The sequence below is a fragment of the Oceanobacillus sp. Castelsardo genome (genome assembly GCF_001659985.1).
In the GTDB taxonomy this organism is placed as follows: Bacteria; Bacillota; Bacilli; order Bacillales; family Amphibacillaceae; genus Oceanobacillus.
Window position 1 is genome coordinate 430,073 of sequence record NZ_LYCS01000002.1, and the last position, 23,899, is coordinate 453,971.

The window sequence follows — 23,899 nt, forward strand, 5'->3', positions numbered from 1 at the left end:
TTTCCGACAACGAAGAATTCGTTGTCGGATGTATTATTATTTATTTAGTATTGCTTTGCCTTTTCAAGCATTTCCCGGTTTTCTTCATAGGCTTTTTGAACACTTTCAGATTCGGAAACTTCCGCATTACCTACGTGCCACCAGTTCTCGTAACCCTCTGTCATTGTCTTAGGCAATACCTTAATCTCAATTAAAGTGGAAACCGTTTGTTTTTTCGCATCTTCTATTGCAGCTTTAAGTTCTTCAACTGTATGGACACGATACACTTTGGCACCATAACCTTCTGCAACTTTTGCATAATCAATATTCATAATTTGATTATCATGGGTTCTAAATTCAGTGAAATAAGTTCCCATTCCATTCCCCATTTGCAAGTTATTAATGCATCCAAATCCAGAGTTATCAAATAACACGACATTAATCTTTTGGTTATATTGAATAGAAGTAACAAGCTCGGAATGAAGCATTAGGAAACTTCCATCTCCAACAAAGGAATATACTTCTTTATCAGGATCAGCCAGTTTAATTCCTAACGCACCTGAAACCTCATATCCCATACAAGAATAACCATACTCTACACTGTACGTATTAGGAACGGCTGGATTCCAAATTCGTTGCATATCTCCTGGCAATGATCCTGCAGATGTAATAACGTTACTATCAGGGTCTACCGTTTCATTTACAGCAAGTAATGCAGTTGTTTGTGCAAGTTCTGTACCTAGTGCATCCGCATAATCGTTAAGTATTTCTTGAGAGAAATGACCTTTAATTTCTGGGTCAAAAGATTCACGGTTAAATTCAACGGTTGCCAAACGACTGCGCTCTGTTAACCATTCTTCTTTAAGTTCTGCGGTGATGTCTCCAAACTCAGAAACATATCCTTCTAATAATGGCGCCAATTGTTCTAGGGCTATTTTCGCATCGGCTACTACTTGGAAGGCATCTAGTTTATAAGATTGCATGCGACTTACATTAATATTCAAGAATTTGGCACAATCAAAATCAAAGGCAGTCTTAGAAGATGTCGCAAAATCTGTATATCTCGTTCCAATACCAATAATTAAGTCAGCTTGTTTTGCAGCTTTATTTGCAGAAAGCGTACCAGTAACACCCATACCACCTAGATTATTCTTAAATGTTGCTTCAACCGTGGATTTACCTGCTTGTGTTTCTACTAATGGAATATGATGTTTTTCGGATAATTCCATTAGAATTTCACGAGCTCCAGAGTATTTTGCACCGCCACCAACTAAAATAAGTGGCTTTTTACTTTCTTTAATAAGTTCTACTGCACCCTCAAGCTCTCTTTCTACCGGAGCTTTGCGGTCTAAATAGTGTACACGTTTCTTAAAGAAAGCTTCGTCGTAATCGTATGCCTCTCCCTCTACGTCTTGGGAAATAGCGACTGTTACAGGACCAGCGGTTGCAGGATTTGTCATCACTTCAAACGCACGGATTAAACTAGACATAAGTTGTTCCGGTCTTGTAACACGATCCCAATACCTAGAAACTGGTTGTAGGGCATCATTTGTAGTAATTGCTGCACTGTATTCCTGTTCTACCTGTTGTAAAACCGGATCCGGTTGTCTTGTTGCAAATGTATCTCCCGGTAAGAATAGTACAGGAATATTGTTTGCTAAAGCTGTACCTGCTGCAGTTACTAAGTTAGCAGAGCCAGGGCCCACAGATGTAGTTACTGCATAGATTTTACGGCGCAACATTTGTTTACTATAAGCAACTGCTGCTAAGGCCATTCCTTGTTCATTTTTACCTTGGATTACTTTTAAGTGGCCAGCATCTTGTTCAAGAGCTTGCCCGATACCAAGTACATTACCATGTCCAAATATATTGAAGACTCCCTCTACGAAAGGATACTCTTCCCCATCAACATGGATATATTGTTGATTTAAAAATTTAACTAAAGCCTGAGCGGTTGTTAATCTAATTTTCTTACCCATTATTTAAAATCCAACCTTTCATTGTAGATTTAGCCTTGTTGTGCAATTAAGTTTTCGATTTCTTCAACGGTTGGCATTGCTTCTGAAGAGCTGTGTTTACTAACAACGATAGCTGCGGATGCACTACCAAATTTCAATGCAGTTTCAATGTCTTTTCCATTGACAATTGCGTATAAGAAAGCAGAAGCATAAGAATCCCCAGCACCGAAAGTTTTTAATACTTGAGTCTTATATGCAAGACCTCTGTACACGTCTCCAGCTTTTGTATATGCATAAGAACCATCTACTCCATGTTTAATGACAAGTAGCTCTGGAGTATGTTTAAATAGATTGTTTACAGTAGCTTCGTTATTCCCTTCGCCTTCTTCAAGGTTTTCCATCATGTCATACTCATCGCGAGTTCCGATTACAACATCGGATTGTTCAGCAATTAATGAGTAGTAGATAGCTGTTTCCTCTTTAGAAGCCCAAGTATATGGACGATAGTCTAACTCAAAAATAACTTTGACATCATTTTTTCTAGCTAAGCTAACTGCTTTAATAACTGCTTCACGGGAAGGACTTTTCGCTAGAGCTGTACCAGAAACAAGTAAAATTTTAGATTGTTTAATGTAATCTTCATTAACTTCATCTGGATTTAAATAAAGGTCAGCAACATCTTCACGATACATTAAAATACTGCATTCTTCTGGACTTAATATTTCTGTAAAAGTAAGGCCAGCTTTATGTCCTTCTTGATCCACAACCATATTGGAAGTATCAATTCCTACATCACTCATGTATTGCTTAATGAAATTACCATGTTGGTCATTAGGGATTTTTCCGATAAATCCAGCTTTTAGACCTAATTTAGAACTCCCTATTGCAATGTTAGCAGGTGATCCACCAACATATTTTGTGAAAGTCATTGTTTCTTCCATAGGACGGTTATATTCTGCAGCGTTAAGGTCGATACATGCACGACCAATCGCAATTATGTCATAGTTTCTATCTTGGTTGAATTCAATACTCATTATGTTTTCCCCTCTCGCAATCGAAAATCTTATTTACGGTCTAAAATCCATTCATGGTCTTTGTCATTGTGGAATTTCCAAATACGGGTCGGTCCAGCCATTACGTTTAAGTAATAAGATGTATAACCATCTGGTACACCTACTGGATGGTAACCAACCGGAACCTCAACAACGTCACCATTTTCCACAGTCATTGTTTCATCTAATGAACGATCGTCTGTATATACACGTTGGAAAACAAAACCTTGTGGTGGATCCATTTCATGATAGTAGCTTTCTTCTAAGAATGATTCTTCAGGTAGATTATCCTGATCGTGTTTATGTGGTGGATAACTTGAGAAGTTTCCGCCTTCTGTAAACACTTCTACTACTAATAAACTATTTGCAGACGGATCAGAATCAGGAAGAATATTATGAACATGACGTTTGTTTGCATATTTTCCTCGATCTTCTATACCGTTATCTTCGGCTTTGATTAATTTGGTTGGTAATTGTTTTTCAGATGGAGAATAACAAAGTGCAACTCTAGCTTTTGTTACAGCTTCCACTTCGTATGTGCGGTCATTAGAAACATATACGCTATCTGTCGGTTTCTTTTCAAATACACTTTCACGAGTACCGATGTTTTCAAATAATTCATTGCCTTCTTTTACGTTAATTTTTCCAGTTAACGCAACAATACAGCATTCTTCTTTTTCTAGGGTTTCTTTATATTTTGCACCTGGTTCCACATCGATGACTTTAAAACCAACATATCTTAAATCTGAGTTCTCTTTGTTCACATTATGAACTAAAGTAACACCTTCGGAAATTGTTTCTTGCATAGGTTTGTGGAGTAATTTACTCATTTGATTTTTCCTCCTCGAAGTATAGAAAGTACCTTTTTTAGAACAGACCCCTTTACTCTGTAAAGAGGTCTAGCCCTATTGTTTATAAAATTTACTGTTAATTGTATAGTTTCAGCGCTTTTCTTAGTTAAAATCAGGTGCTTCGTAACGAGCAGTTACAACTTTCTTACGAGTATAGAAGTCTACACTGTCTTTACCGTTAGCGTGTAGAGTACCGTAGAAAGAATCTTTCCATCCAGAGAATGGGAAGAATGCCATTGGTGCTGGAACTCCAAGGTTAACCCCAATCATACCTGCATCAATATTTTCACGGAAGTAACGTACGGATGAAGTGTTCGTTGTAAAGATACAAGCTCCGTTAGCAAAGTTAGATTTGTTTGCAGTATCAACTGCTTCTTTCAAGTTTTTAACACGGATAACTGATAATACTGGAGCAAAAATTTCATCTTTCCAGATAGTCATTTCTGGTGTTACACCTTCAAAGATAGTTGGTCCAACGAAATATCCACCTTCTAGATCATCTTTACGACCATCTCTAACTAATGTAGCTCCTTCTTCCACACCTTTTTCAATGTAGCTAATCGTACGTTTTTGGTTTTCTTCACGAATAACTGGTCCTAAGAATACACCATCGTCAAGTCCGTTACCCATTTTCACGTTATCTGCAGCTTCTTTAAGTTTTGCCATAAATTCATCTGCAATGTCTTCTTCTACTGTTACAACAGCACAAGCCATACAACGTTCACCAGCGGAACCGTACGCAGCAGCAATAATATCTCTAACCGCTCTATCCAAATCAGCATCTTTCAATACTGTAGTGTGGTTTTTCGCACCAGTTAATGCTTGAACACGTTTTAGATTCTCACTACCACGTTTAAATACATACTCACCTACTGGTTTAGAACCTACAAATGAAATAGCTTTAATTTGTGGATGATCAAGAATTCCATTAACAACATCGTGTGCACCGTGAACAATGTTGAATACGCCATCAGGAAGTCCGGCTTCTTTAAATAGTTCTGCTAATTTTTCAGTTAGTAGTGGAGTTCTTTCAGATGGTTTTAATACGAAAGAGTTACCCATTGCGATTGCCATTGGGAACATCCAGCAAGGAACCATCATTGGGAAGTTAAATGGTGTAATACCGCCGATAACTCCGATTGGGTAACGATAGTTTGCTGCTTCAACATCTGTAGCAATATTTGGCAGGGAATCACCCATCATTAATGTTGGTGCACCAGCTGCGAATTCAACGTTCTCAATACCACGTCCAACTTCACCTAATGCTTCTGTTGTGTTTTTTCCGTTTTCAATAGTAATTAAGCGAGCTAATTCATCTTTATTTTTTTCTAATAATTGTTGGTAAGCAAATAGAATTCTAGCACGTTTTTGAACTGGAACTTTACTCCATTTTTCAAAAGCCTTTTGAGCAACCTCTGCTGCGTAATCTACGTCTTCTTTAGTCGAGATAGGAACTAATGCAACGATTTCCTTTGTTGCTGGGTTATAAACTTCTTCATATTTAGTAGTTTTGCTTTCTACCCATTCCCCATTAATAAAGTTTTTTAGTTTTCTTGCTTCAGCCATGCTAAATTCCTCCTCATATATTTATCATTATAGAATACTAATCTACAACTCTCGCAAAACATAAGTGCCTTGCCTTGGTTAAATAACTTATGGTTATATAATAATACTGTTATCGCTTTCAGTCAAGAGTTATTATCACTTTTTGTTAACTTCTTTGTTAACTTTGTATGAACTTGGCCATAAATCAATAAAAATGTGAGATTTTAATTAGAATTTGATAGATTGGTTTTTTTATATTTTCTAGAAAACTAGAGCAGAAGATTATTAATAAAAAAACTGCACATAATTATAGTTGCTAGACTAATAATTGTATGTGCAGTTCATTAGTATTGATAGATTTAAAAACCAGCTGTCTTTGGATGTTCAACTTCATCATAGGATCTGAATTTTTGTTCTAGTTCTTCAAGTGATACACCTTTTGTTTCAGGTACATATTTTGCAACAAATAATACGGCAAAGACATTTAATACAGCAAATACAAAGAATGTAATAGATAATCCTACAAATTCTAGTAATATCGGGAATGAAAAGCTAATAGCAAAGTTGGTCATCCATAGTAAGAATACACTAACACCCATCCCAAGTCCTCGTAATCTTAACGGGAAAATCTCCGCTAACATTAACCATGTTACTGGTGCAATCGCCCCTTGCATAAATGCTAAAAATGTAACCGTTAATGATAAAACAACATATGGAAGTGCAGCAGTTCCCTCTAAGACATTTGAGAAAATAGCAATAAGTGTTAGGGAAATGATTACTCCAATCTGACCAGTAATTAACATTGGACGACGTCCGACCTTACCTAGTAATCCAATTCCTATTATTACTGCGATAACAGCAATTGCTCCGTTCGCAACATTACCAATTAATGCAGCTTGTGTTCCAAATCCTGCATCTCGTAGTATCTCTGTTCCATAATACATAATAGAGTTAACACCAGTAACCTGTTGGATAACTGCAAGACCAATCCCCAATAGGACAATTCTTCTAATCCAAGGTACTGCTAAGTCTTTCATAGATGCCTTTTCAATATTTTCTTCAAGTTCAATATTATCTTTAATCTCTTTTAATTCTGTGTTCGCTTCTTGAACATCTCGAATTTCTTTTAGTATCTTAAGGGCATCTCCCATTTTACCTTTTGCTGCATACCAGCGAGGGCTTTCTGGAACAGATAACATTCCAATCCATAAAACTACGGCTGGGAGCGTTGCAATAACAAGCATAATACGCCATACACCAGGGTCTGCTACCGTAGTACCTAATACAGCGTTTGTCACATACGCCAAAAGCTGCCCAGTAACAATCATCAATTCATTTTGTGTAACCATTCGACCACGACGTTCTTTTGGAGACATTTCTGATAAGAATGTTGGCACGGTAACCGAAGCACCACCAACTGCTAACCCTAGGAAAATACGCGAGATAACCATAATTGGCACGTTAGGTGCAAATGAAGTACCTAAGGTAGAAAAGAAAAATAATATTGCTAACCATAAAATTAATTTCCTGCGACCAATTTTATCAGAAAGTTGTCCCCCAAACACAGCACCAAAAGCAGCACCGAATATTAATGAGCTAGAAACAAGGCCTTCCGTGAAAGCGTTTAAGTTTAACTGGTCTGGTAATGACATAAATGGAAGTGCTCCATTTATTACCCCTGTGTCAAAACCAAATAGCAAACCACCAAAAGTTGCTATCCATGTAATCTTAGAAAGCCTTTTTTTCCGATCGATTGCTGACCAATCATTTGTTGTCATTCGTCTTCCTCCCTATTATTATTCTAATCGTATTAAATATAAGACTAGAATTTAATCTAGAATGATGAACCTTCTCCCACAAGATGCCAATACATTTAAAGCGGTTACAAAAAGAGATTGAAGAAAATTATTATATTTTCTCTCCTTTCTTCCACTAAATTTTTATATTATTGCGATAACACTTTTATTTTATTATACTATTAAAGAAAGGTCATTACTTAAAACTGCTATATTATTTAGAAATCTTGCTAAAGCAGGAAAGCGCTTACCTAATTTTGATAATCTTTAATTACACATGAGGCATCTATGCTGTCCATTTAATTAAATAATTATATGAAATATTGGAGGGTTTACTGTGTCAGAAAAAGGAGTATTACCTCAATCAAGAATATATTTTCATACAGCTAGTCCTTTTGCGAAAGAGGCATTATATTATCTTATAAGTGGAGGTAACTATACATGTTCCATCCCGTATGAAATTAATAGAGACAATCTTCCACAATATTTATTTATCTATGTAAAAAGTGGAAAAATGGAACTTCATTATAAAAATAATGTCAAAATAGTAAATGAGAACAACCTTATTCTTCTTGATTGTAATGAACATCATATATATCGTGCATTAGAACGAACAACTTTTGATTGGCTTCATTTTAAAGGTAATGCAAGCAGTGCTTATTTTGACCTATTATTTAAAAATAGTGAAAGTGTCATCTCTCTTGCAAACAATTGGACTATTACTAACTATATCAATCAACTTATTACTAGCATGAAACAAAATAATGTAGATGAACATTCAGCTTCTATTCTTTTACATAAAATCTTTTATGAGTTAGAAATCATCTCCAACCATAGTCAAGATTCACAAGATGAAGCGATTAAGCGCGTAATTCTATATATAGAAAACCACTTCATGGAACATATTACTATTGAAAATCTAGCAGAATATGCACAATTAAGCCCGTATCATTTTTCAAGAGTATTTAAAAAACATACGAATCTGTCACCACATCAATATTTGATTAATACTCGTATAACATATGCGAAAGAATTATTATATTTTACTACTATTTCCATAAATGAAATCGCATTCAACTGTGGTTTTAATAGCTCGGCGCATTTTATAACAACTTTTAAAAAACATACGAATCTTTCTCCTTCACAATTTAGAAAGATGAAGTTTTAGAAGGTACGAAATAAGCGAGTACCTGGTCAATAGAGCTGCAACAGGAAGTATGTTGCATAAATAAAAATAAGGTAGGTTTCATCCCATAGATAAAACCCACCTTATTTCTATACATTCTGGCTTACACTATTAATCATTCCAACACTTTCCAAATACTCTCTTGTTCGTTTTGCTATAGGTAGCGGTTTGTCTAAAGGCGCTGGATACATGTCTTGTTCAACGATCGCCCATCCATCAAAGTTTGTCTCTTTAAGAACCTCCATAATTGCCCGTACATCGACAACCCCTTGATCTGGTTCACAGAAAATATTTTCCTTCACGGCTTCCGCTAAAGACCAATTCTTCTCTTGTTTTTGGTTCTTAACTTTAGCATCACAGTTTTTAATATGCAAATAACCAATTCGGTCATGGTGTTTTTTAATAAATGAAAAGGGATCCCCACCACTGTACACATGGTGGCCTGTATCGAAACATAATTGAATATCCGTATCTTTAAGCAAACGCTCAATTTGCTCTTCTGTTTCCACATGAGTTTCTCCATGTGGATGATAAACTGTTTCTAGTCCGTATTTTTCTTTTGCATGATCTTTTATTCGATTAATATTACGAATAAAAGAATTCCACTCTTTGTCATTTAATTCTTTCGGACGAATTAATTCACCGGTAAATAAATCCGTGTAAGTTGCGTCAATTAATACAACATATTTAGCAGTAGAAAATTGAACTTGTAATTTTGCCATCTCATCCAATTGTTGAATCATTTTATCCACATTTTGATCCGATGTTAAATCATCCATTAAAGTGGTCGCAACTAAATCGATGTTTCTTTTTTCTAATTCTTCTTTTAACCGTTCAGATTGATTTGGTAAATATCCCCACGGCCCTAACTCAATGGCGTGGTATCCAGCTTGCTGAATTTCATCTAGACACTGATTCCATGGTGTTTGCTTTTCATCTTCTGGAAACCAAATTCCCCAAGAGCAAGGAGCAATCCCTAAATTCACACTCATGCTTTCACCGCCTTTTTCACGTTTACCCATTTACTTTCTTTAGCAGATTCTAAGATTGCATTAATTGTAGCATCTACTTTAGCACCAAAAGCAAAATCACAAATATAAGGTGTTCCGTTTTTTACAGCTGATAATAATTCATGAACTTCCAATATTTTAATATCGTTGAATCCGATACCAATTCCTTGGGCTGGATTTAATGCATCAAATCCTCTATGCTCTGGTCCAAGATAAACCGTACGATATCCTCGATCCACCTCTTCATCGGAGTGGAAGTACACATTTACTTCATTTAAACGCTCAAGGGAGTAATGGACAGACCCTTTTGTTCCTTGAATTTCATAGGATAGATAATTCTTCCTTCCTGTAGCCACACGACTAGTGGATATATTACCAACCGCACCATTTTCATAGTTTGCTAGCATCGTAATTAAATCATCATTTTCTACCTCTGCCATTTCAGAAGACCCCTCTGATTTTGGTCTTTCTTTAATAAATGTCTTCGCCAGTGCGTTTACATTTTCAATATCACCTAATAGATATTGGGAAACGCTTAATAAGTGTGATCCAAGGTCCCCTAATGCACCACTTCCTGAGAACTTATTAATATGGCGCCATGTAATCGGAAGTTCCTCATCTAATAACATATCTTGATCGTATGTACCCGAAAAGCGCATAATATCTCCTAGTTTTCCAGAGGTAATTAATTCCTTAATATAATGTGTAGCCGGATTCATGACATTATTAAACCCAACATAATTCACTACCCCTTTTTGTTCCGCTAACTCTGCTAGCTCTTGTGATTCTTCAGCCGAAAGGGTTAAAGGTTTCTCACAATATACATGTTTACCATTTTCTAGTGCAGCTTTTGCAATTTCATAATGTAAGAAGTTCGGTGTAGCAATATCAACTACATCCACATTGGGATCCGTTACAACTTCATTCCAATCCGTTGTATAACGACGAAACCCTAGTTTTTCTACAGCTATTTTTGCTGCATCTGCACTTACATCTGATACAAGTTCAAATACTGGTTTCCCACTCTCAGGTCCAAAAAGCAATAAAGCGTTTACAAAAGAGTTCGTATGAGATTTCCCCATCCATCCTGCACCAATTAAACCAATTCTAATATCCATATATTTATCTCTCCTTAATTCATATATTTTAAATTATATTGCTATCTGAGTTATATTTTAATATACTTATTTCACTTGGTCATTACGATAAATTGCTATTTTTATTGTAAAATTTTGCTCTTAGTTTTCTCAGCTTAATAAAGGAGGATTTCTTATGAAAGAAACGGGCGTCTTACCACCCTCTAAACTCTATTTCCATACCGCTAGTCCTTTTGCTAAAAATGCATTATATTATCTTTCTAATGGGGGGAGATATATTTGTTCAAATAAATACATTATAGAAAGAGACAATTATTTTCAATTCCTGTTCATCTATGTAAAGAAGGGAAAAATGGAGATAAGTTATAACAACCAAATTCACTATGCTGGCCCGCATTCATTCGTATTCCTAGATTGTTATAACCCCCATTTATACCGTTCCATAAGTGATCAAGTATCCTTTAGCTGGATGCATTTTACGGGAAATGCAAGCAGGGAGCATTATGAAGCATTATACAATTATAATGGTTGTGTTTTTCCACTAGAATCTAATTGGAGAGTACCCGATTATTTAGAACAGATTTTATCGATGATGGAAAATAATGAGGTAGATGAACAGTCGGCCTCCATTCTTATTCAGCGTATCTTTTATGAATTAGATTTTATTTCTAACCACTCCGAGAGCGATACGATTGATGAGAAAATTACCAAATCGATTTCTTTTATAGAAAATCATTACATGGATGATATTAGTTTAGAAGAAATAGCAAATCATGTTAATATAAGTCCCTATCATTTTTCAAGAGTGTTTAAGAAATATAAAAACTACTCCCCACATCAGTATTTGATTAGTTATCGGATTAATAAAGCTAAAGATTTACTCCATCATACAACAATATCTGTTAATGACATTGCATTTAAGTGTGGTTTTAATAGTGCATCCCATTTCGTAAATACATTTAAACGCCATACAAACCTATCACCAAACCAATTTAGGAAAATCAAATTTTAAAAATCTGAAACTGAAAAAAAGAAACCAGCACATTTACGTGCTGATTTCTTTTTTTGCTTTCGTTCTTATTGAGCAAGTACAAGCGGAGAAAATACAATATATGCAACAAGCATTGTCACTATAACTAATCCACTTACAAGATAACGATGTTTCCATTGGCTAAGTTCAACTTTGCTTTGCTCTTGGAAAGCAAATGGCTTATCTAGCGGTTTGATTCTTCCTATAACCCATAAAACAAATACATCAATTGGGAATAGAACACTTAAGATGTATAAATAATGAATATCGGTTAAGAATGCCTGCGCAAGTAAATAAGCTACAATATGGAATACAAATGTAATTTTAGCCCCTAGAGCTGTAACATATTTCGAATAGAAACCTAGTACAATAATGGCCAGAAGTGGCATACTATACAATCCATAGAATTGTTGAAGAAGTGCATACAATCCACCTGGAGCAAAGGAAATTAAAGGCGCAATAATAATGGATATCAATCCAACAATAATTGTTGTCATTTTACCTGCTCTTGCAACTTGGGCTGTTGAAGCATTTTTATTAAAAATGGGTTTGTAGAAGTCTAGGGTAAATAAAGTTGCTGTTGCGTTCAATGATCCAACAAACGAGCTTAAAATAGCCCCGAAGATAACTGCCCCAAAAATACCATAAGACCATTCAGGCAAAATAGCTGTAAGCAAACTTGGATAGGCGTTATCAGGATTTGCTAAAGAATCTCCAAACATAACAAAGGCGATAATACCTGGGAAAACTAAGAATAATGCGCCGAAGATTTTAAAGAAAGCTACATATAACGCACCTTTTTGACCTTCTTTTAAGTTTTTACCTGCAAGTGTTTTTTGAACAATCATTTGGTTTGTACACCAGAAATATAAATTATTGAAAAACATACCTAAAAACAAAGTTGGCCATGGAACAATCTCCGAATCAATTGCACCAATTGCATTTAATTTTTCTGGTGCCGTCTGCCTTACTACATCAAGTCCACCAAGGAAACTTCCATCTCCTATTATCATTAAAGCAATAACCGGTATAGATAACCCACCTATAATTAATCCAACACCATAAATCGTGTCACTGTGGGCAGCAAGCGAAAGCCCTCCAATAAGTAAGTATAAAAGACCAACAACACCAATAAGAGCAGAAATGAGCCCGACCGCAACTAACGGATCGACACCTAATAGTTCATCTACATTAAAGATTTTGTTAAAAACAAGTGATCCAGAGTATAACACAACCGGTAAGAAAGAAGTCATGTAGGTAAAAATGAATAGGAAAGAAAGAATCCTTTTCGTAGCTGTATCGTAACGAATTTCAACAAAATCCGTAATCGTATCTACACCATATTTCATATACTTTGGTAAGAAGACAAGTGCTAAAAATACTAATGCAATAGCAGCTGTAACCTCCCATGCCATTACTTCCATTCCCACCATATAACTTTGTCCATTTTGTCCAACGAGTTGTTCCGTTGACAAGTTCGTCATAATAACGGTTCCAGCAATTGTAATACCTGTTAAACTTCTACCCCCAAGGAAATACCCATCAGAAGTATCCATATTAACAGCTCTACTTTTTCTATATGCATAAAACCAAATCCCACCAATAATTAATACAAAACTAGCAAAAATAATACCATACATAATCAACCCATCCATTCTATGAAGTATACTATTAGTTAGTTAAGCATTGAATATTCCGATTATAGACACCGCTTTCAACATGCCCCAAAAATAATCAACTAGACATTACTTTTTAACCTTTTATATGCATATTTTTCTCTTTTCCACCACAACTTCACATAAAACTAATAATTATCAGTTTTAAAAACTAACAGATTACCAAGTTATGATTATATCATAATATTGAATGCGTTTTCAGTCAAGTATTTATTGTAGTTTTTTGTAGATTCTTGTTTTTCTGTGATTTATAAACCTCAACCAATCACCAACAATTAACAGAAATTTTATAATACTCTAAATAGTATTAAGGCAAGATGACATAAGAATGTAATCTATTGTTGACCTTTTTATAATTCAAAAAAGTTTGCAAGGAAAAGTACTTCTTTCCCTGCAAACTTACTACTTCTTCAACTTTTATTATTGAGCAAGAACTAATGGTGAGAACACAATATAAGTAACAATCATTGTAATAATAACTAATGCACTCACTGTATAACGATGTTTCCATTGATCCATGCCCACTTTGTTATGTGTTTTAAATTCGAATGGTTTATCCAACGGTTTAATTCTACCAACTAACCATAGAACAAGCACATCAAGGATGAACATATAACTAAAGATATATAAATAATGAACATCTAGGAAAGCTGTAGATAATAAGTATCCTACAATATGGAACACGAATGTAACTTTCGCACCAAGCGGTGTAACATATTTAGAATAGAAACCTAAAACAATAATCGCAAGTAATGGCATACTATAAAGTCCATTGAATTGTTGAATTACGTTATACAATCCACTTGGAGCAAACGCGATAAACGGAGCAATAATGATAGAAACGATACCAACAATAATCGTTGTTAATTTACCAGCTCTAGCAACCTTTTGATCAGATGCCCCTTTATTAAACATAGGTTTATAGAAATCTAGAGTAAATAAAGTAGCCGTCGCGTTTAATGCACCTACAAACGAACTTAAAATCGCACCAAAGATAACAGCCCCAAAAATACCATAAGACCACTCAGGCAGAATAGCTTGTAATAGTGCTGGGTAAGCGTTATCAGGATTTGCCAAAGAATCACCAAACATTACAAACGCGATGATACCTGGGAATACTAAGAATAATGCTCCAAAGATTTTGAAAAACGCTACATATAAAGCACCTTTTTGACCTTCTTTTAGGTTTTTCCCTGCAAGTGTTTTTTGTACAATCATTTGGTTTGTACACCAGAAGTATAAGTTATTAAAGAACATACCTAAAAATAAAGTTGGCCATGGAACAACTGGTGAATCAACTGCCCCAATTGCATTTAATTTTTCTGGTGCCGTATCTTTAACAATGTTTAGCCCATTCATAAAACTTCCATCACCTAACACGAATAACGCAATAACTGGAATGGATAGACCACCAACGATTAAACCAACACCATAAATTGTATCACTGTGCGCTGCTAGAGAAAGTCCTCCAACTAATAAATAAAATAAACCAATTATACCGATAATAGTGGATATAATAGCTATCGCAATCAATGGGTCTACACCTAATAACTCATCTACTGCAAAAATTTTATTAAACACTAGTGACCCAGAATAAAGTACAACTGGTAAGAAAGATGTCATGTAAGTGAATATAAATAGGAAAGAAAGAATTCTTTTCGTTGTCGTATCATAACGAATCTCCACGAAATCGGTTACAGTATCCACACCATATTTCATGTATTTAGGAAGAAAGACAAGTGCTAGGAATACAAGTGCAAATGCTGCTGTTACTTCCCATGCCATTACTTCCATTCCAGCCATATAACTTTGACCATTTTGTCCAACGAGTTGCTCTGTCGATAAGTTTGTCATGATAACGGTTCCTGCAATGGTAAACGCTGTCAAGCTACGCCCACCAAGGAAGAATCCATCTGAACTATCCATGTTCACAGCTCTACTTCTTTTATATGCATAAAACCAAATTCCACCTACGATTAATATAAACGTAGCAAATACTATACCCATCATAATTTATCCATCCTATCTTTTTCTGCCTTAGCTTTTCCCAAATGGAAAGTGAAGAATTATTTTCACCCAAGTGTGAAGGTCATGTCCCAACACACTCAGGAATTCCACAACATCAAGCGTTTTCAAAGTTAAACTAATTAATCACGAGTAATATCAATAAGTTCTTTTGTATCGATAGATTGTTGTAGAGCATAAGCGACTCTTGTTCCTTCTAGTCCATCACGCGCACTAACCCCTGGTTGGCGTTTTTCCCTAATACAAGATGCAAACTCTTTCATTTCATTTAAAAATGCATCTCTGAAACGTTCAGGGAAGTTTTGTGATGTTGGTCTCACGACACCGTTTTCATCAAAGACCGTAACTAAATTTTTGTCTGGTTGAGCACCAATACGAAGCATACCTTTTGTCCCAATTAATTCTGTTTCTACATGATATCCATGAACCGCATTACGTCCCGCTACAAGTAATGCCATCGTTTTATCTTCTAATTGCATCATTGCTGCACCAGTTTCCAGTTCCCCAACTTCATCTAATTCTGGATATGCCGCATTTTTACCAAGTGCCCAAACACGGTTTACTTCTTTACCAGAGAACCAACGAACTAAATCAATATCATGAATGGACATATCAGCGAAAAGCCCACCACTGTTACTTGCTCCAGCAAATTTCACGAAGCTTTCTAAACCGGAACTAGGATCAATACCGTAACAACGAATAACAGTTAGTTCACCTAAATCTCCACGTTCTACCATTTCTTTCGCATATTGATACGATTCATCATAACGTCTCATAAATCCAAGCTGGAAAACTTGATTAGGACGAGACTCAATAATTTCTACTGTTTTTTCAATTTCATCTAATTCTAATCCGATAGGCTTTTCACAGAAAACATGTAACCCTTTTTCCATCGCTAGGTTAATTTGTTCTGTATGAAATCCTGATGGTGATACAATTACAATTGCATCTAAATTTGGACTATTTACCATATCTTCATAAGAGGTATACGTTTCTGCTACACCAAGTTGCTCCCTAGCATACTCCAGTTCTGATTCTACTACACTACATGCAGCTGTTAATATCATTCCAGGTATATTGGAAGCAACATTATTTGCATGCGTTTTACCAAGTCTTCCTAAACCTACAATACCTACTTTTATATCCGCCATCTATAATTCCTCCATCCATAATCGTTTCAACACTTAATATCAACTTAACCATAAATTGTTGGTTAAACAATAAAACTATTAACTTATGATTATATATTAATAGTGGATACGTTTTCAGTCAAGTATTTTTTGTAGTTTTTTGTCAAATATTAAAATTTAATTAGTAAGTTTTGTATTACTTTTTACAAACAAATTTATAAACCAGGCATTTATAAACAGATTTAAGCAAAATTATGATGAAACGCTATAGGCATGATATCTACTGTGAAATGAGAATCATGTCTTATTCTTACCTCAATTAACATGTAATCGACCGTGTGAGAATCTATCTTGGCTTAGCACTTATCAAAATAAAAAACGCAGTGATTGTTTGAATATCACTGCGTTTCATTTGTAATAAATGGCTTTCTGAAAAACCCCTAAGATTTTACACAAACATACCACTTATTCATTATTGTTAAGCTAACATTATTCAAATTTCGGAGGTTGTGCTGTTGATTCTCTTACAATTAATTCAGGTACAAACAATGTCCTTTCTTTAGCCAAATCAGGCATTTTAATTTGTCTAATTAAAACATCAACTATTTTTTCTGCCATGTCTTTTATTGGTTGGGCAACAGTTGTTAATTCTGGAACTGTAGTCGTAGAAAGGATCATATTATCAAATCCAATTACTGATAAATCTCTTGGCACTTCAAGTCCTAAACTTCGTGCAGCTTTCATCGCCCCTACCGCTAATATATCATTCGCCGCAAATACTGCAGTTGGGCGAATCTCCTTTTGTAATAACTCAAGCATCGCTTTCTCCCCATTTTGTATCGATGCTGTCGTTCTTATTATGTTTTCTTCCTTTATCGGTATTCCATTCATTCCTAGTAAATCACGATAGGCATGTAACCTGAGAGTACTACTATGGACTCTTTCAGCGATTACTGCAATATTTTGGTGACCCAACGAAACAAGGTGATTAACAGCTAAAAAACCACCACGATAATCATCGACAGAAACAACATTAAAACTTTCAGTCAAATTATCTTGAGCAAGTAATGTGACTGGAATATTGTTTTGATGAAACTCTTCTACTAAATGAATATTTTGGAATCCAGATGCAATAATAAATCCATCCACCTGTTTACTTTGCAGTAACTCTATATATCGTCTTTCCTTCTCCTCATTATAATCCGTACTACAGATAAATAATGTTAATCCCATTTCATGTGCTTTATCCTCAATAAATCGCGAAATTTCAGAAAAAAACACATTAGAGATATCTGGAATGATTAATGCTAAAGTATCTGTTTGTTTTTTGGTTAAAGCTGAAGCGACTACATTTGGTTTATAGTTTAAGCGCTGGATCACTTTGTTTACCTTTTTTCTAGTTGGATCGCTTATACTCCCCGTTTTATTTATGACTTTGGATACAGTTGCTATGGAAACTTTTGCTTCCTTGGCAACATCATATATTGTCGGTTTAATCCTTTCCCCCTCCCCCATAATAAAAGAAACAAAACACATATGTACCATTTAAAAAGCTATAACTGTTAAATACAGCACGAAATTTTCTTAACCAGGTTATTAGTACTTTAAAAATTGATGTTTGCCATTAAGCACATATGTGCAGATAAGAAATTTATGCTTTCTTATCCGCCAGAATGGTTAAGCGCTTTCCGAAAAGATTTAAAAATTATTAATCTACTTTACGTACTTCCACTTCTGTTCCAGATTTTATAGAGGCAAAACAAGCGTCTAGTGCATTCATATTATGAATTGTATTCATACTATCATAACGAGGTTTTTCCTGATCCAAAATACATTCCGAAATATGCTCAATCGCTAATTTATATTCATCACCTTGGATAATTTCCTTCCTCACATCGCCATCGTTACTAATAACTTGAACAATTCCTTCCCCATTATATAAATCAGGACGATACGCTCTCGGAACTTGGATTATACCCTTTGTACCAACTACCTCATAACTCATATGTTGAGCCATATCCATACTACAATCAAAAACTCCTTTAACCCCGTTTTCAAATTCCATAACCCCAGTAGTGGAAATATCTACAGGATTTTCCTTATCATTGATTGCTTTTGCATATACACGAGTAGGCTCTAGTTTTAATACGTTACGGATCGTATGAATACAATAAACCCCCACATCGTATAGACTTCCTCCACCCGTTTCTGTAGTTAAACGGAAGTTACCGTCCTTATTTTCTAAGAAAAAGGAACAATGAGAGCGGACTAATTTCACATCACCAATTTCTCCAGTAGCAATAATATCTCTTACTCTCTTATTCTGTGGATGATACTGGTACATAAACGTTTCCATGAAAAGCACACCATTTTTCTCGCAAACTTCTATCATTTCCTTTGTATCTTCTACTGTTAGTGCAGCAGGCTTTTCACAAAGAACATGTTTGCCCATCTCAGCTGCTTTCTTAACCCACTCTGCATGCAAATGGTTTGGTAGTGGAATGTAAACGGCGTCAATTGATGGTTCACCTAATAATTCTTCAAAACTATGGTAAGCTTTTGGTATATTAAATTTCTTTGCTTGTACACTAGCACTCCCGCTTGCACTATGACTTGCAATTGCTACTAACTCTGCATTTTTAGCACGAAGCATAGCCGGGATGGTTAACTTTCTTGCAATATCTGCAGTACTCAAAATTCCCCAATTTACTTTACGCATTAAAGCACTTCCTTTCCCCATAATCTATCCTTTCATCTCACTTATCACCATACTCTTTTTACAAGACGATCTATGAAATAAAGGGCTACATTAGTATTATAAGCATAGATAAAGGGAGTTGTCACGGTCTATCATTTTGCTAAAAACTGTTTTTTTAAAATTTGAATTTTAATAGCGCCAAAGAAAAAGTTGTTATCTTTACCCCTTTACTGCCCCCATCGTCATTCCTCGTACCAGATGTTTTTGGGCAATAAATGAAAATATCAATACTGGAATGATAGAAACAGTTGCCGCTGCTGTCAATGCGCCCCAATTCGTTTCATACTGGGTAATGAATGTTTACTGATATGCCGTACAATGATTACTGATATATTTGTGCGTATGCTGATATAACGCGCATGATTACCGATATATTTGTGCGTATGCTGATATATCTTGCATGATTACCGATATATTTGTGCGTATACTGATATAACGCGCATGATTACCGATATATCTATGCATATGCTGATATATCAAGTACTACCAGTATACTATCCAGCCACTAAAAAAACCTCTTTTTAATAGAATAAAACTGTTCTATAAAAGAGGTTTTCACAAGCTATTTAAATTTATAATAAACCGTCTAATATTATTCAAATCATCGCTTTTGTTAATATAGCTACGTCTTTCTCTAGTAATGCTAGTGGATTATCGTTTTCATTCGATAATGGTTTTTGGTCATAATAATTCTCAATGAGAACCCAGCCTTGATACCCTTTTTCTTTCAATAATTCCATTGTCTCGTAAAAGTTCGAATCCCCTTCACCTAATAGCGCACCACTTATATGACCATTCCCATCTTTCACATGCACTTCGCAAATATAATCATAAAGTTCTCGAACCATTTCCGCTGCATTATAGTTTCTATTTAAATAGTAATTTTGCGTATCAAAGTATAATTTAAGATTATCTTTATTTACTACCTCAAAGAGTTTCTTGTTTTCTTCAATCGACAGTAAATTTTCTGTCGCAATAATAATGTTTTTCCCTTCAGCCATTTCACAAGCTTTTATTAAACATTCCACAGTACGCTCAAAATCTTCTTCGGTTTTAATTTCGCCATCTAAAAAACTTCCAAGCATGACAATCGGGATGTTCATGCTTTCCGCCGCCTGGATTGCTTTTTCAATACCTTCCATTACCATTTCTTTTTCAGGTGTTCCGTTTTCTCTTGTCATCCCATACCGATCAAATAGCCTTACAGAAATAGCGGTGAAAGTAATATCATATTCTTTGGCAAATTGTTTATAAGCTTCTTGTACATGAGGATAGGAGAGTTGGAACCCTCGTTCTGGCTCTCCTATATCTAGTTGCATTCCTTTAAATCCATAATCGGCTGCGACTTTTACACCGTATGGTCCGTCCATTGGAACAGACCATGCACAAATCCCCATTTTCAATAGAGTATTTCCTCCCTAGTTCTCTAAATTCACTACCACCGTTACTGTTTCAACAAGCTCTTGAATCGCATAAGCCGGTCCTTCTTTACCATTTCCACTTTCTTTCACACCGCCATACGGCATTTGGTCAGCACGGAAGCTAGACGTATCGTTCACGATAACACCACCAACTTCTAGTAAATGAGGAATCTTGTAAGATAAATTCAAGTCAGAAGTATAGATTCCAGCCTGTAGTCCATATTTAGAATCATTTACTAGTTCAATTGCTTCTTCTATCGTGTCGTATGAAGTAACGGAAACTACTGGAGCAAATGCTTCTTCATCCACTACTTTCATACCTTTTTTCACATTGGTTAATACAGTCGGATAATACACACTACCTTCACGTTTTCCGCCAGTTAAAATAGTAGCTCCATCTTGAACAGCTTCGTCAACCCACTCTTCAATACGGATGGCTTCTTTTTCACTAATCATCGGTCCCACATTCGTATCAGATTCTAATGGATTACCAACTTTAAGGTTATTCACTTCTTCTACTAATGTTTGGATAAACGCATCTTTTACAGAATCTTGAACCAATATACGTTGTACCGAAATACAAACTTGGCCAGCATTTGCAGTTGCCATTTTCGCTGCTTTTTGGGCTGCTTTTTGAACATCTGCATCATTATGAACGATCGTTGCTGAGTTAGAGCCTAATTCTAATGTCGCTTTTCTTAAACCAATAGTTCGGTTAATATGTTTTCCAACTGCAGGAGATCCGGTAAACGTATAGTGAGCAATTCGCTCATCATTTAAAAGTTGTTCTCCAACGGTACGTCCGCCGCCAACTACACATTGCACGTAACCTTTAGGTACACCGGCCTTTTCTAACAACTCACATAATTTCACAGTAGTAGTTGCTGTGTCTGATGCAGGTTTAATAATGATTGGGTTTCCAGCTGCTAAAGCGGGACCAACTTTATGAACCACTAAGTTTAATGGGAAGTTAAAAGGTGTAATTGCTGCAACCACACCAACTGGTTTTTTAATCGTATATAAGAAACGACCTGGTGCACTATGATTTGGAATCATTTCCCCAACTAGTTTCTTAGATTCAATTGCCGCTAGTTCTAGGGTGGAAACAGAACGACCAACTTCTACTCTTGCATCTGTGATTGGTTTTCCACCTTCAATGGCAATCATTTCTGCAATCTCTTCTTCATGTTCTTTTAACAATTCAGCAGTACGCATTAATACGTCATAACGTTGTTGTACTTGAAATTCAATTTCCTTATGAGCACGAACAGCGGATTCAATAGCAAAATCAACTGTTTTCTCATCTGCTAAAGCAATTTCTGAGAATAATTCCCCAGTATATTTGTTATACACTTTATGCGTATCTTCTGTTTCTATCCAATTTCCGTTAATTAATAATTTTTCTTTTACGATACTTTTTTGCAAAATCATCCACTCCTTCATAGTACGGGTGAAGGGACAGACTCTTAATATGGTGAAGCCTGCCCCTACTACTTATTTTTTCTTAAGAACTTCTTTTACCGCCTGTGCAACATGGTTAGAAGAAATTTCGTATTTCTCCAGCATTTGCTCGTTTGGACCAGATTCTGAATTGCGGTCTTTTACCCCAACACGAAGCATTGGAACTGGCTTCTCTTCCACTAACACTTCTGCAACAGCACTGCCTAACCCACCAATAATGCTATGTTCTTCTGCTGTCACAATTGCTCCTGTAGTTTCTGCAGCTTTTATGATTGCCTCTTTATCAATTGGTTTGATAGAAGGCATATGAACGACCGCTACAGAAATTCCTTCCGCTTCTAGTTTCTCAGCTGCTTCTAGAGAGCGACTAGTTTGTGTGCCAGTAGAAATGATGGTTACATCTGCACCTTCTTTTAAAGTAACCGCTTTACCTAGTTCGAAGTTGTAGTTATCAGAGAAGAGTGTTGGATACGCATCTCTTGCAAGTCGAATATATACAGGTCCTTCGTATTGATGAGCAAATTCCATTACTTTTTTAACTTCCGTTGCATCGGCTGGTGCTAATACAACCATGTTTGCTAAAGAACGGAAAATAGCAATGTCTTCCAATGCTTGGTGAGTTTTACCCGTTAATCCAGTTAGAAGACCACTATATCCACCTACCATTTTAACATTTAAATTTGGTTGTGCAATTTGCACTTGTATTTGGTCGATTGCGCGTTTTGCTAGAAATGCTGCAAATGTAAATGTCCATGGTTGAATACCAGTTGTTGCAAGACCAGCTGCAGCACTCATCATGTTTTGTTCTGCAATACCCATTTGTAAAAACTTATCAGGATTTTCATTCGCTACAATATCGATTTTAGTTGAAGTAGCTAAATCCCCATCCAAAACATATACGTTTTCATCTTCTTGAGTTAACTTTAGAATTGTTTCACTTAATGCATCTCTCATGGAAACCTTTTTATCAGATAATAATGTCCTCATTTTTATACCCCCGCTTCCAATTCTTGAACAGCATTGTCAAATTCTTCATCTGTCGGAACTCGTGAATGCCATCTATGCGTATTTTCCATAAAGGAAACACCTTTTCCTTTAACCGTATTCGCGACAATGATTGTCGGCTTACCAGATACAGTACGTGCTTCACTCAGAGCTTTTGTAATCTCCACATGATCATGACCATCGATTTCGATTACGTTCCAACCAAATGCTTTCCAGCGTTCGCCAGGATTTGCAACTGGTACTTCACGTTCATCATAGTTCTCTCCCCAACCGAACTGCTGTAATTTATTGTTATCTAAAATAACTACTAAATTATCTAACTTGTATTTAGAAGCTACATCTGCCGCTTCCCAAACTTGGCCTTCTTGTGATTCTCCATCACCAATCATGCAGTAAGTGCGGAAATCTAAGTTTTTAAGTTTTGCACCAAGTGCCATTCCTACTGCCGCGGAAATACCTTGACCTAATGAACCTGTTGACATATCAAGCCCAGGTAAAATATTCATATCTGGGTGCGCTTGAAGTCTAGAATCCATGGAATCGAATGTATCCAACTCTTTAATAGGGTAATATCCTTTAAGTGCCAAAACGGTATAAAGTGCTACTGCAGAATGTCCTTTAGATAAAACAAAACGATCTCGGTTTTCATCTCTTGCATCTTCTGGATTAACATTCATTTCATTAAAATATAAATTAATTAATACATCTACAGCTGACATTGGTCCACCAATGTGTCCAGCACCCGCGTTATGGACTGTATGAACAACTAGTTTTCTAGATTCTATTGATTTTTCTTTTAAAAGCTGTAACTTTTCTTCACTTAGCAAATTACTCAAACCAAACTCCTCCTTAATGATTAAGTTTTTTGATTAACCGCTTTACCAAAAGTGAAAAGAAAAATACTTGATACCATCTTTTA

Annotated in this window: 18 protein-coding genes; 2 read left to right on the top strand and 16 right to left on the bottom strand. The window is 35.7% G+C overall.

Features of this window, described 5'->3' with window-relative positions; genetic code table 11:
• Nucleotides 1-44: 44 nt before the first annotated feature.
• The 5 genes from iolD to A9178_RS06250 form a co-directional block, all read right to left on the bottom strand.
• The gene (iolD, locus tag A9178_RS06230; protein ID WP_068673409.1) at nucleotides 45-1,958 is read right to left on the bottom strand and encodes a 3D-(3,5/4)-trihydroxycyclohexane-1,2-dione acylhydrolase (decyclizing); all 1,914 of its coding nucleotides are present in this window, start codon (nucleotides 1,956-1,958) and stop codon (nucleotides 45-47) included.
• A gap of 29 nt (nucleotides 1,959-1,987) precedes the next feature.
• Nucleotides 1,988-2,971 carry a 5-dehydro-2-deoxygluconokinase gene (gene iolC / locus A9178_RS06235; protein ID WP_068673411.1) on the bottom strand — a complete coding sequence of 328 codons (984 nt, stop codon included), beginning with the start codon at nucleotides 2,969-2,971 and terminating at the stop codon, nucleotides 1,988-1,990.
• A gap of 29 nt (nucleotides 2,972-3,000) precedes the next feature.
• Nucleotides 3,001-3,819, bottom strand: coding sequence for a 5-deoxy-glucuronate isomerase (iolB, locus tag A9178_RS06240; protein ID WP_068673413.1), 819 nt, complete (start codon nucleotides 3,817-3,819; stop codon nucleotides 3,001-3,003).
• A 123-nt stretch (nucleotides 3,820-3,942) separates the two neighbouring features.
• Complete coding sequence (gene iolA / locus A9178_RS06245; RefSeq protein WP_068673415.1) at nucleotides 3,943-5,406, bottom strand: methylmalonate-semialdehyde dehydrogenase; 1,464 nt, start codon at nucleotides 5,404-5,406, stop codon at nucleotides 3,943-3,945.
• Nucleotides 5,407-5,744: 338 nt separating this feature from the next.
• Nucleotides 5,745-7,163 carry a sugar porter family MFS transporter gene (locus tag A9178_RS06250; protein WP_068673417.1) on the bottom strand — a complete coding sequence of 473 codons (1,419 nt, stop codon included), beginning with the start codon at nucleotides 7,161-7,163 and terminating at the stop codon, nucleotides 5,745-5,747.
• Between the two features lie 355 nt (nucleotides 7,164-7,518).
• On the opposite strand from A9178_RS06250, the gene A9178_RS06255 reads away from it, so the two are divergent.
• Complete coding sequence (locus A9178_RS06255) at nucleotides 7,519-8,349, top strand: helix-turn-helix domain-containing protein (protein WP_068673419.1); 831 nt, start codon at nucleotides 7,519-7,521, stop codon at nucleotides 8,347-8,349.
• Between the two features lie 107 nt (nucleotides 8,350-8,456).
• On the opposite strand, the gene A9178_RS06260 is transcribed toward A9178_RS06255, so the two are convergent.
• The gene (locus A9178_RS06260; RefSeq protein WP_068673421.1) at nucleotides 8,457-9,359 is read right to left on the bottom strand and encodes a sugar phosphate isomerase/epimerase family protein; all 903 of its coding nucleotides are present in this window, start codon (nucleotides 9,357-9,359) and stop codon (nucleotides 8,457-8,459) included.
• Nucleotides 9,356-10,495: a Gfo/Idh/MocA family protein gene (locus tag A9178_RS06265; RefSeq protein WP_068673423.1), complete on the bottom strand. Its 1,140-nt coding sequence runs from the start codon at nucleotides 10,493-10,495 to the stop codon at nucleotides 9,356-9,358. The genes A9178_RS06260 and A9178_RS06265 overlap by 4 nt, the downstream gene beginning before the upstream one ends.
• A gap of 154 nt (nucleotides 10,496-10,649) precedes the next feature.
• Between A9178_RS06265 and A9178_RS06270 the strand changes: the two genes are divergently transcribed.
• The gene (locus A9178_RS06270; RefSeq protein WP_068673425.1) at nucleotides 10,650-11,486 is read left to right on the top strand and encodes an AraC family transcriptional regulator; all 837 of its coding nucleotides are present in this window, start codon (nucleotides 10,650-10,652) and stop codon (nucleotides 11,484-11,486) included.
• A 65-nt stretch (nucleotides 11,487-11,551) separates the two neighbouring features.
• On the opposite strand, the gene A9178_RS06275 is transcribed toward A9178_RS06270, so the two are convergent.
• From A9178_RS06275 to A9178_RS06315, 9 genes are all read right to left on the bottom strand, one after another.
• Nucleotides 11,552-13,144 (bottom strand): solute:sodium symporter family transporter, encoded by a 1,593-nt coding sequence (locus A9178_RS06275; protein ID WP_068673427.1) that lies wholly within the window; start codon nucleotides 13,142-13,144, stop codon nucleotides 11,552-11,554.
• A 456-nt stretch (nucleotides 13,145-13,600) separates the two neighbouring features.
• The gene (locus A9178_RS06280) at nucleotides 13,601-15,190 is read right to left on the bottom strand and encodes a solute:sodium symporter family transporter (RefSeq protein WP_068673429.1); all 1,590 of its coding nucleotides are present in this window, start codon (nucleotides 15,188-15,190) and stop codon (nucleotides 13,601-13,603) included.
• Nucleotides 15,191-15,327: 137 nt separating this feature from the next.
• Nucleotides 15,328-16,356 (bottom strand): inositol 2-dehydrogenase, encoded by a 1,029-nt coding sequence (gene iolG / locus A9178_RS06285; RefSeq protein WP_068673431.1) that lies wholly within the window; start codon nucleotides 16,354-16,356, stop codon nucleotides 15,328-15,330.
• A gap of 468 nt (nucleotides 16,357-16,824) precedes the next feature.
• Complete coding sequence (locus A9178_RS06290; RefSeq protein WP_369801957.1) at nucleotides 16,825-17,880, bottom strand: LacI family DNA-binding transcriptional regulator; 1,056 nt, start codon at nucleotides 17,878-17,880, stop codon at nucleotides 16,825-16,827.
• 163 nt (nucleotides 17,881-18,043) lie between these two features.
• Nucleotides 18,044-19,054 carry a Gfo/Idh/MocA family protein gene (locus tag A9178_RS06295; RefSeq protein ID WP_082918111.1) on the bottom strand — a complete coding sequence of 337 codons (1,011 nt, stop codon included), beginning with the start codon at nucleotides 19,052-19,054 and terminating at the stop codon, nucleotides 18,044-18,046.
• 635 nt (nucleotides 19,055-19,689) lie between these two features.
• Nucleotides 19,690-20,490, bottom strand: a complete 801-nt coding sequence (locus A9178_RS06300) for a sugar phosphate isomerase/epimerase family protein (protein ID WP_231889803.1) — start codon at nucleotides 20,488-20,490, stop codon at nucleotides 19,690-19,692.
• 21 nt (nucleotides 20,491-20,511) lie between these two features.
• Nucleotides 20,512-21,945, bottom strand: a complete 1,434-nt coding sequence (locus tag A9178_RS06305) for an aldehyde dehydrogenase family protein (RefSeq protein WP_068673437.1) — start codon at nucleotides 21,943-21,945, stop codon at nucleotides 20,512-20,514.
• A 63-nt stretch (nucleotides 21,946-22,008) separates the two neighbouring features.
• On the bottom strand, nucleotides 22,009-22,962 hold the full coding sequence (locus A9178_RS06310) for a transketolase family protein (RefSeq protein ID WP_068673439.1): 954 nt from the start codon (nucleotides 22,960-22,962) through the stop codon (nucleotides 22,009-22,011).
• Nucleotides 22,963-22,964: 2 nt separating this feature from the next.
• Nucleotides 22,965-23,816 carry a transketolase gene (locus A9178_RS06315; RefSeq protein WP_068673441.1) on the bottom strand — a complete coding sequence of 284 codons (852 nt, stop codon included), beginning with the start codon at nucleotides 23,814-23,816 and terminating at the stop codon, nucleotides 22,965-22,967.
• Nucleotides 23,817-23,899: the final 83 nt, after the last annotated feature.

Excerpts from the sequence above, each read along its gene's own strand:
- A9178_RS06280 (WP_068673429.1), bottom strand. The coding sequence starts at position 15,190 with ATGATGGGTATAGTATTTGCTACGTTTATATTAATCGTAGGTGGAATT.
- iolA (WP_068673415.1), bottom strand. The coding sequence starts at position 5,406 with ATGGCTGAAGCAAGAAAACTAAAAAACTTTATTAATGGGGAATGGGTA.
- A9178_RS06295 (WP_082918111.1), bottom strand. The coding sequence starts at position 19,054 with ATGCGTAAAGTAAATTGGGGAATTTTGAGTACTGCAGATATTGCAAGA.
- A9178_RS06260 (WP_068673421.1), bottom strand. The coding sequence starts at position 9,359 with ATGAGTGTGAATTTAGGGATTGCTCCTTGCTCTTGGGGAATTTGGTTT.
- A9178_RS06310 (WP_068673439.1), bottom strand. The coding sequence starts at position 22,962 with ATGAGGACATTATTATCTGATAAAAAGGTTTCCATGAGAGATGCATTA.
- A9178_RS06275 (WP_068673427.1), bottom strand. The coding sequence starts at position 13,144 with ATGTATGGTATTATTTTTGCTAGTTTTGTATTAATTATTGGTGGGATT.
- iolC (WP_068673411.1), bottom strand. The coding sequence starts at position 2,971 with ATGAGTATTGAATTCAACCAAGATAGAAACTATGACATAATTGCGATT.
- A9178_RS06290 (WP_369801957.1), bottom strand. The coding sequence starts at position 17,880 with ATGGTACATATGTGTTTTGTTTCTTTTATTATGGGGGAGGGGGAAAGG.
- A9178_RS06305 (WP_068673437.1), bottom strand. The coding sequence starts at position 21,945 with ATGATTTTGCAAAAAAGTATCGTAAAAGAAAAATTATTAATTAACGGA.
- iolB (WP_068673413.1), bottom strand. The coding sequence starts at position 3,819 with ATGAGTAAATTACTCCACAAACCTATGCAAGAAACAATTTCCGAAGGT.
- iolD (WP_068673409.1), bottom strand. The coding sequence starts at position 1,958 with ATGGGTAAGAAAATTAGATTAACAACCGCTCAGGCTTTAGTTAAATTT.
- A9178_RS06250 (WP_068673417.1), bottom strand. The coding sequence starts at position 7,163 with ATGACAACAAATGATTGGTCAGCAATCGATCGGAAAAAAAGGCTTTCT.
- A9178_RS06270 (WP_068673425.1), top strand. The coding sequence starts at position 10,650 with ATGAAAGAAACGGGCGTCTTACCACCCTCTAAACTCTATTTCCATACC.
- A9178_RS06265 (WP_068673423.1), bottom strand. The coding sequence starts at position 10,495 with ATGGATATTAGAATTGGTTTAATTGGTGCAGGATGGATGGGGAAATCT.
- A9178_RS06300 (WP_231889803.1), bottom strand. The coding sequence starts at position 20,490 with ATGGGGATTTGTGCATGGTCTGTTCCAATGGACGGACCATACGGTGTA.
- iolG (WP_068673431.1), bottom strand. The coding sequence starts at position 16,356 with ATGGCGGATATAAAAGTAGGTATTGTAGGTTTAGGAAGACTTGGTAAA.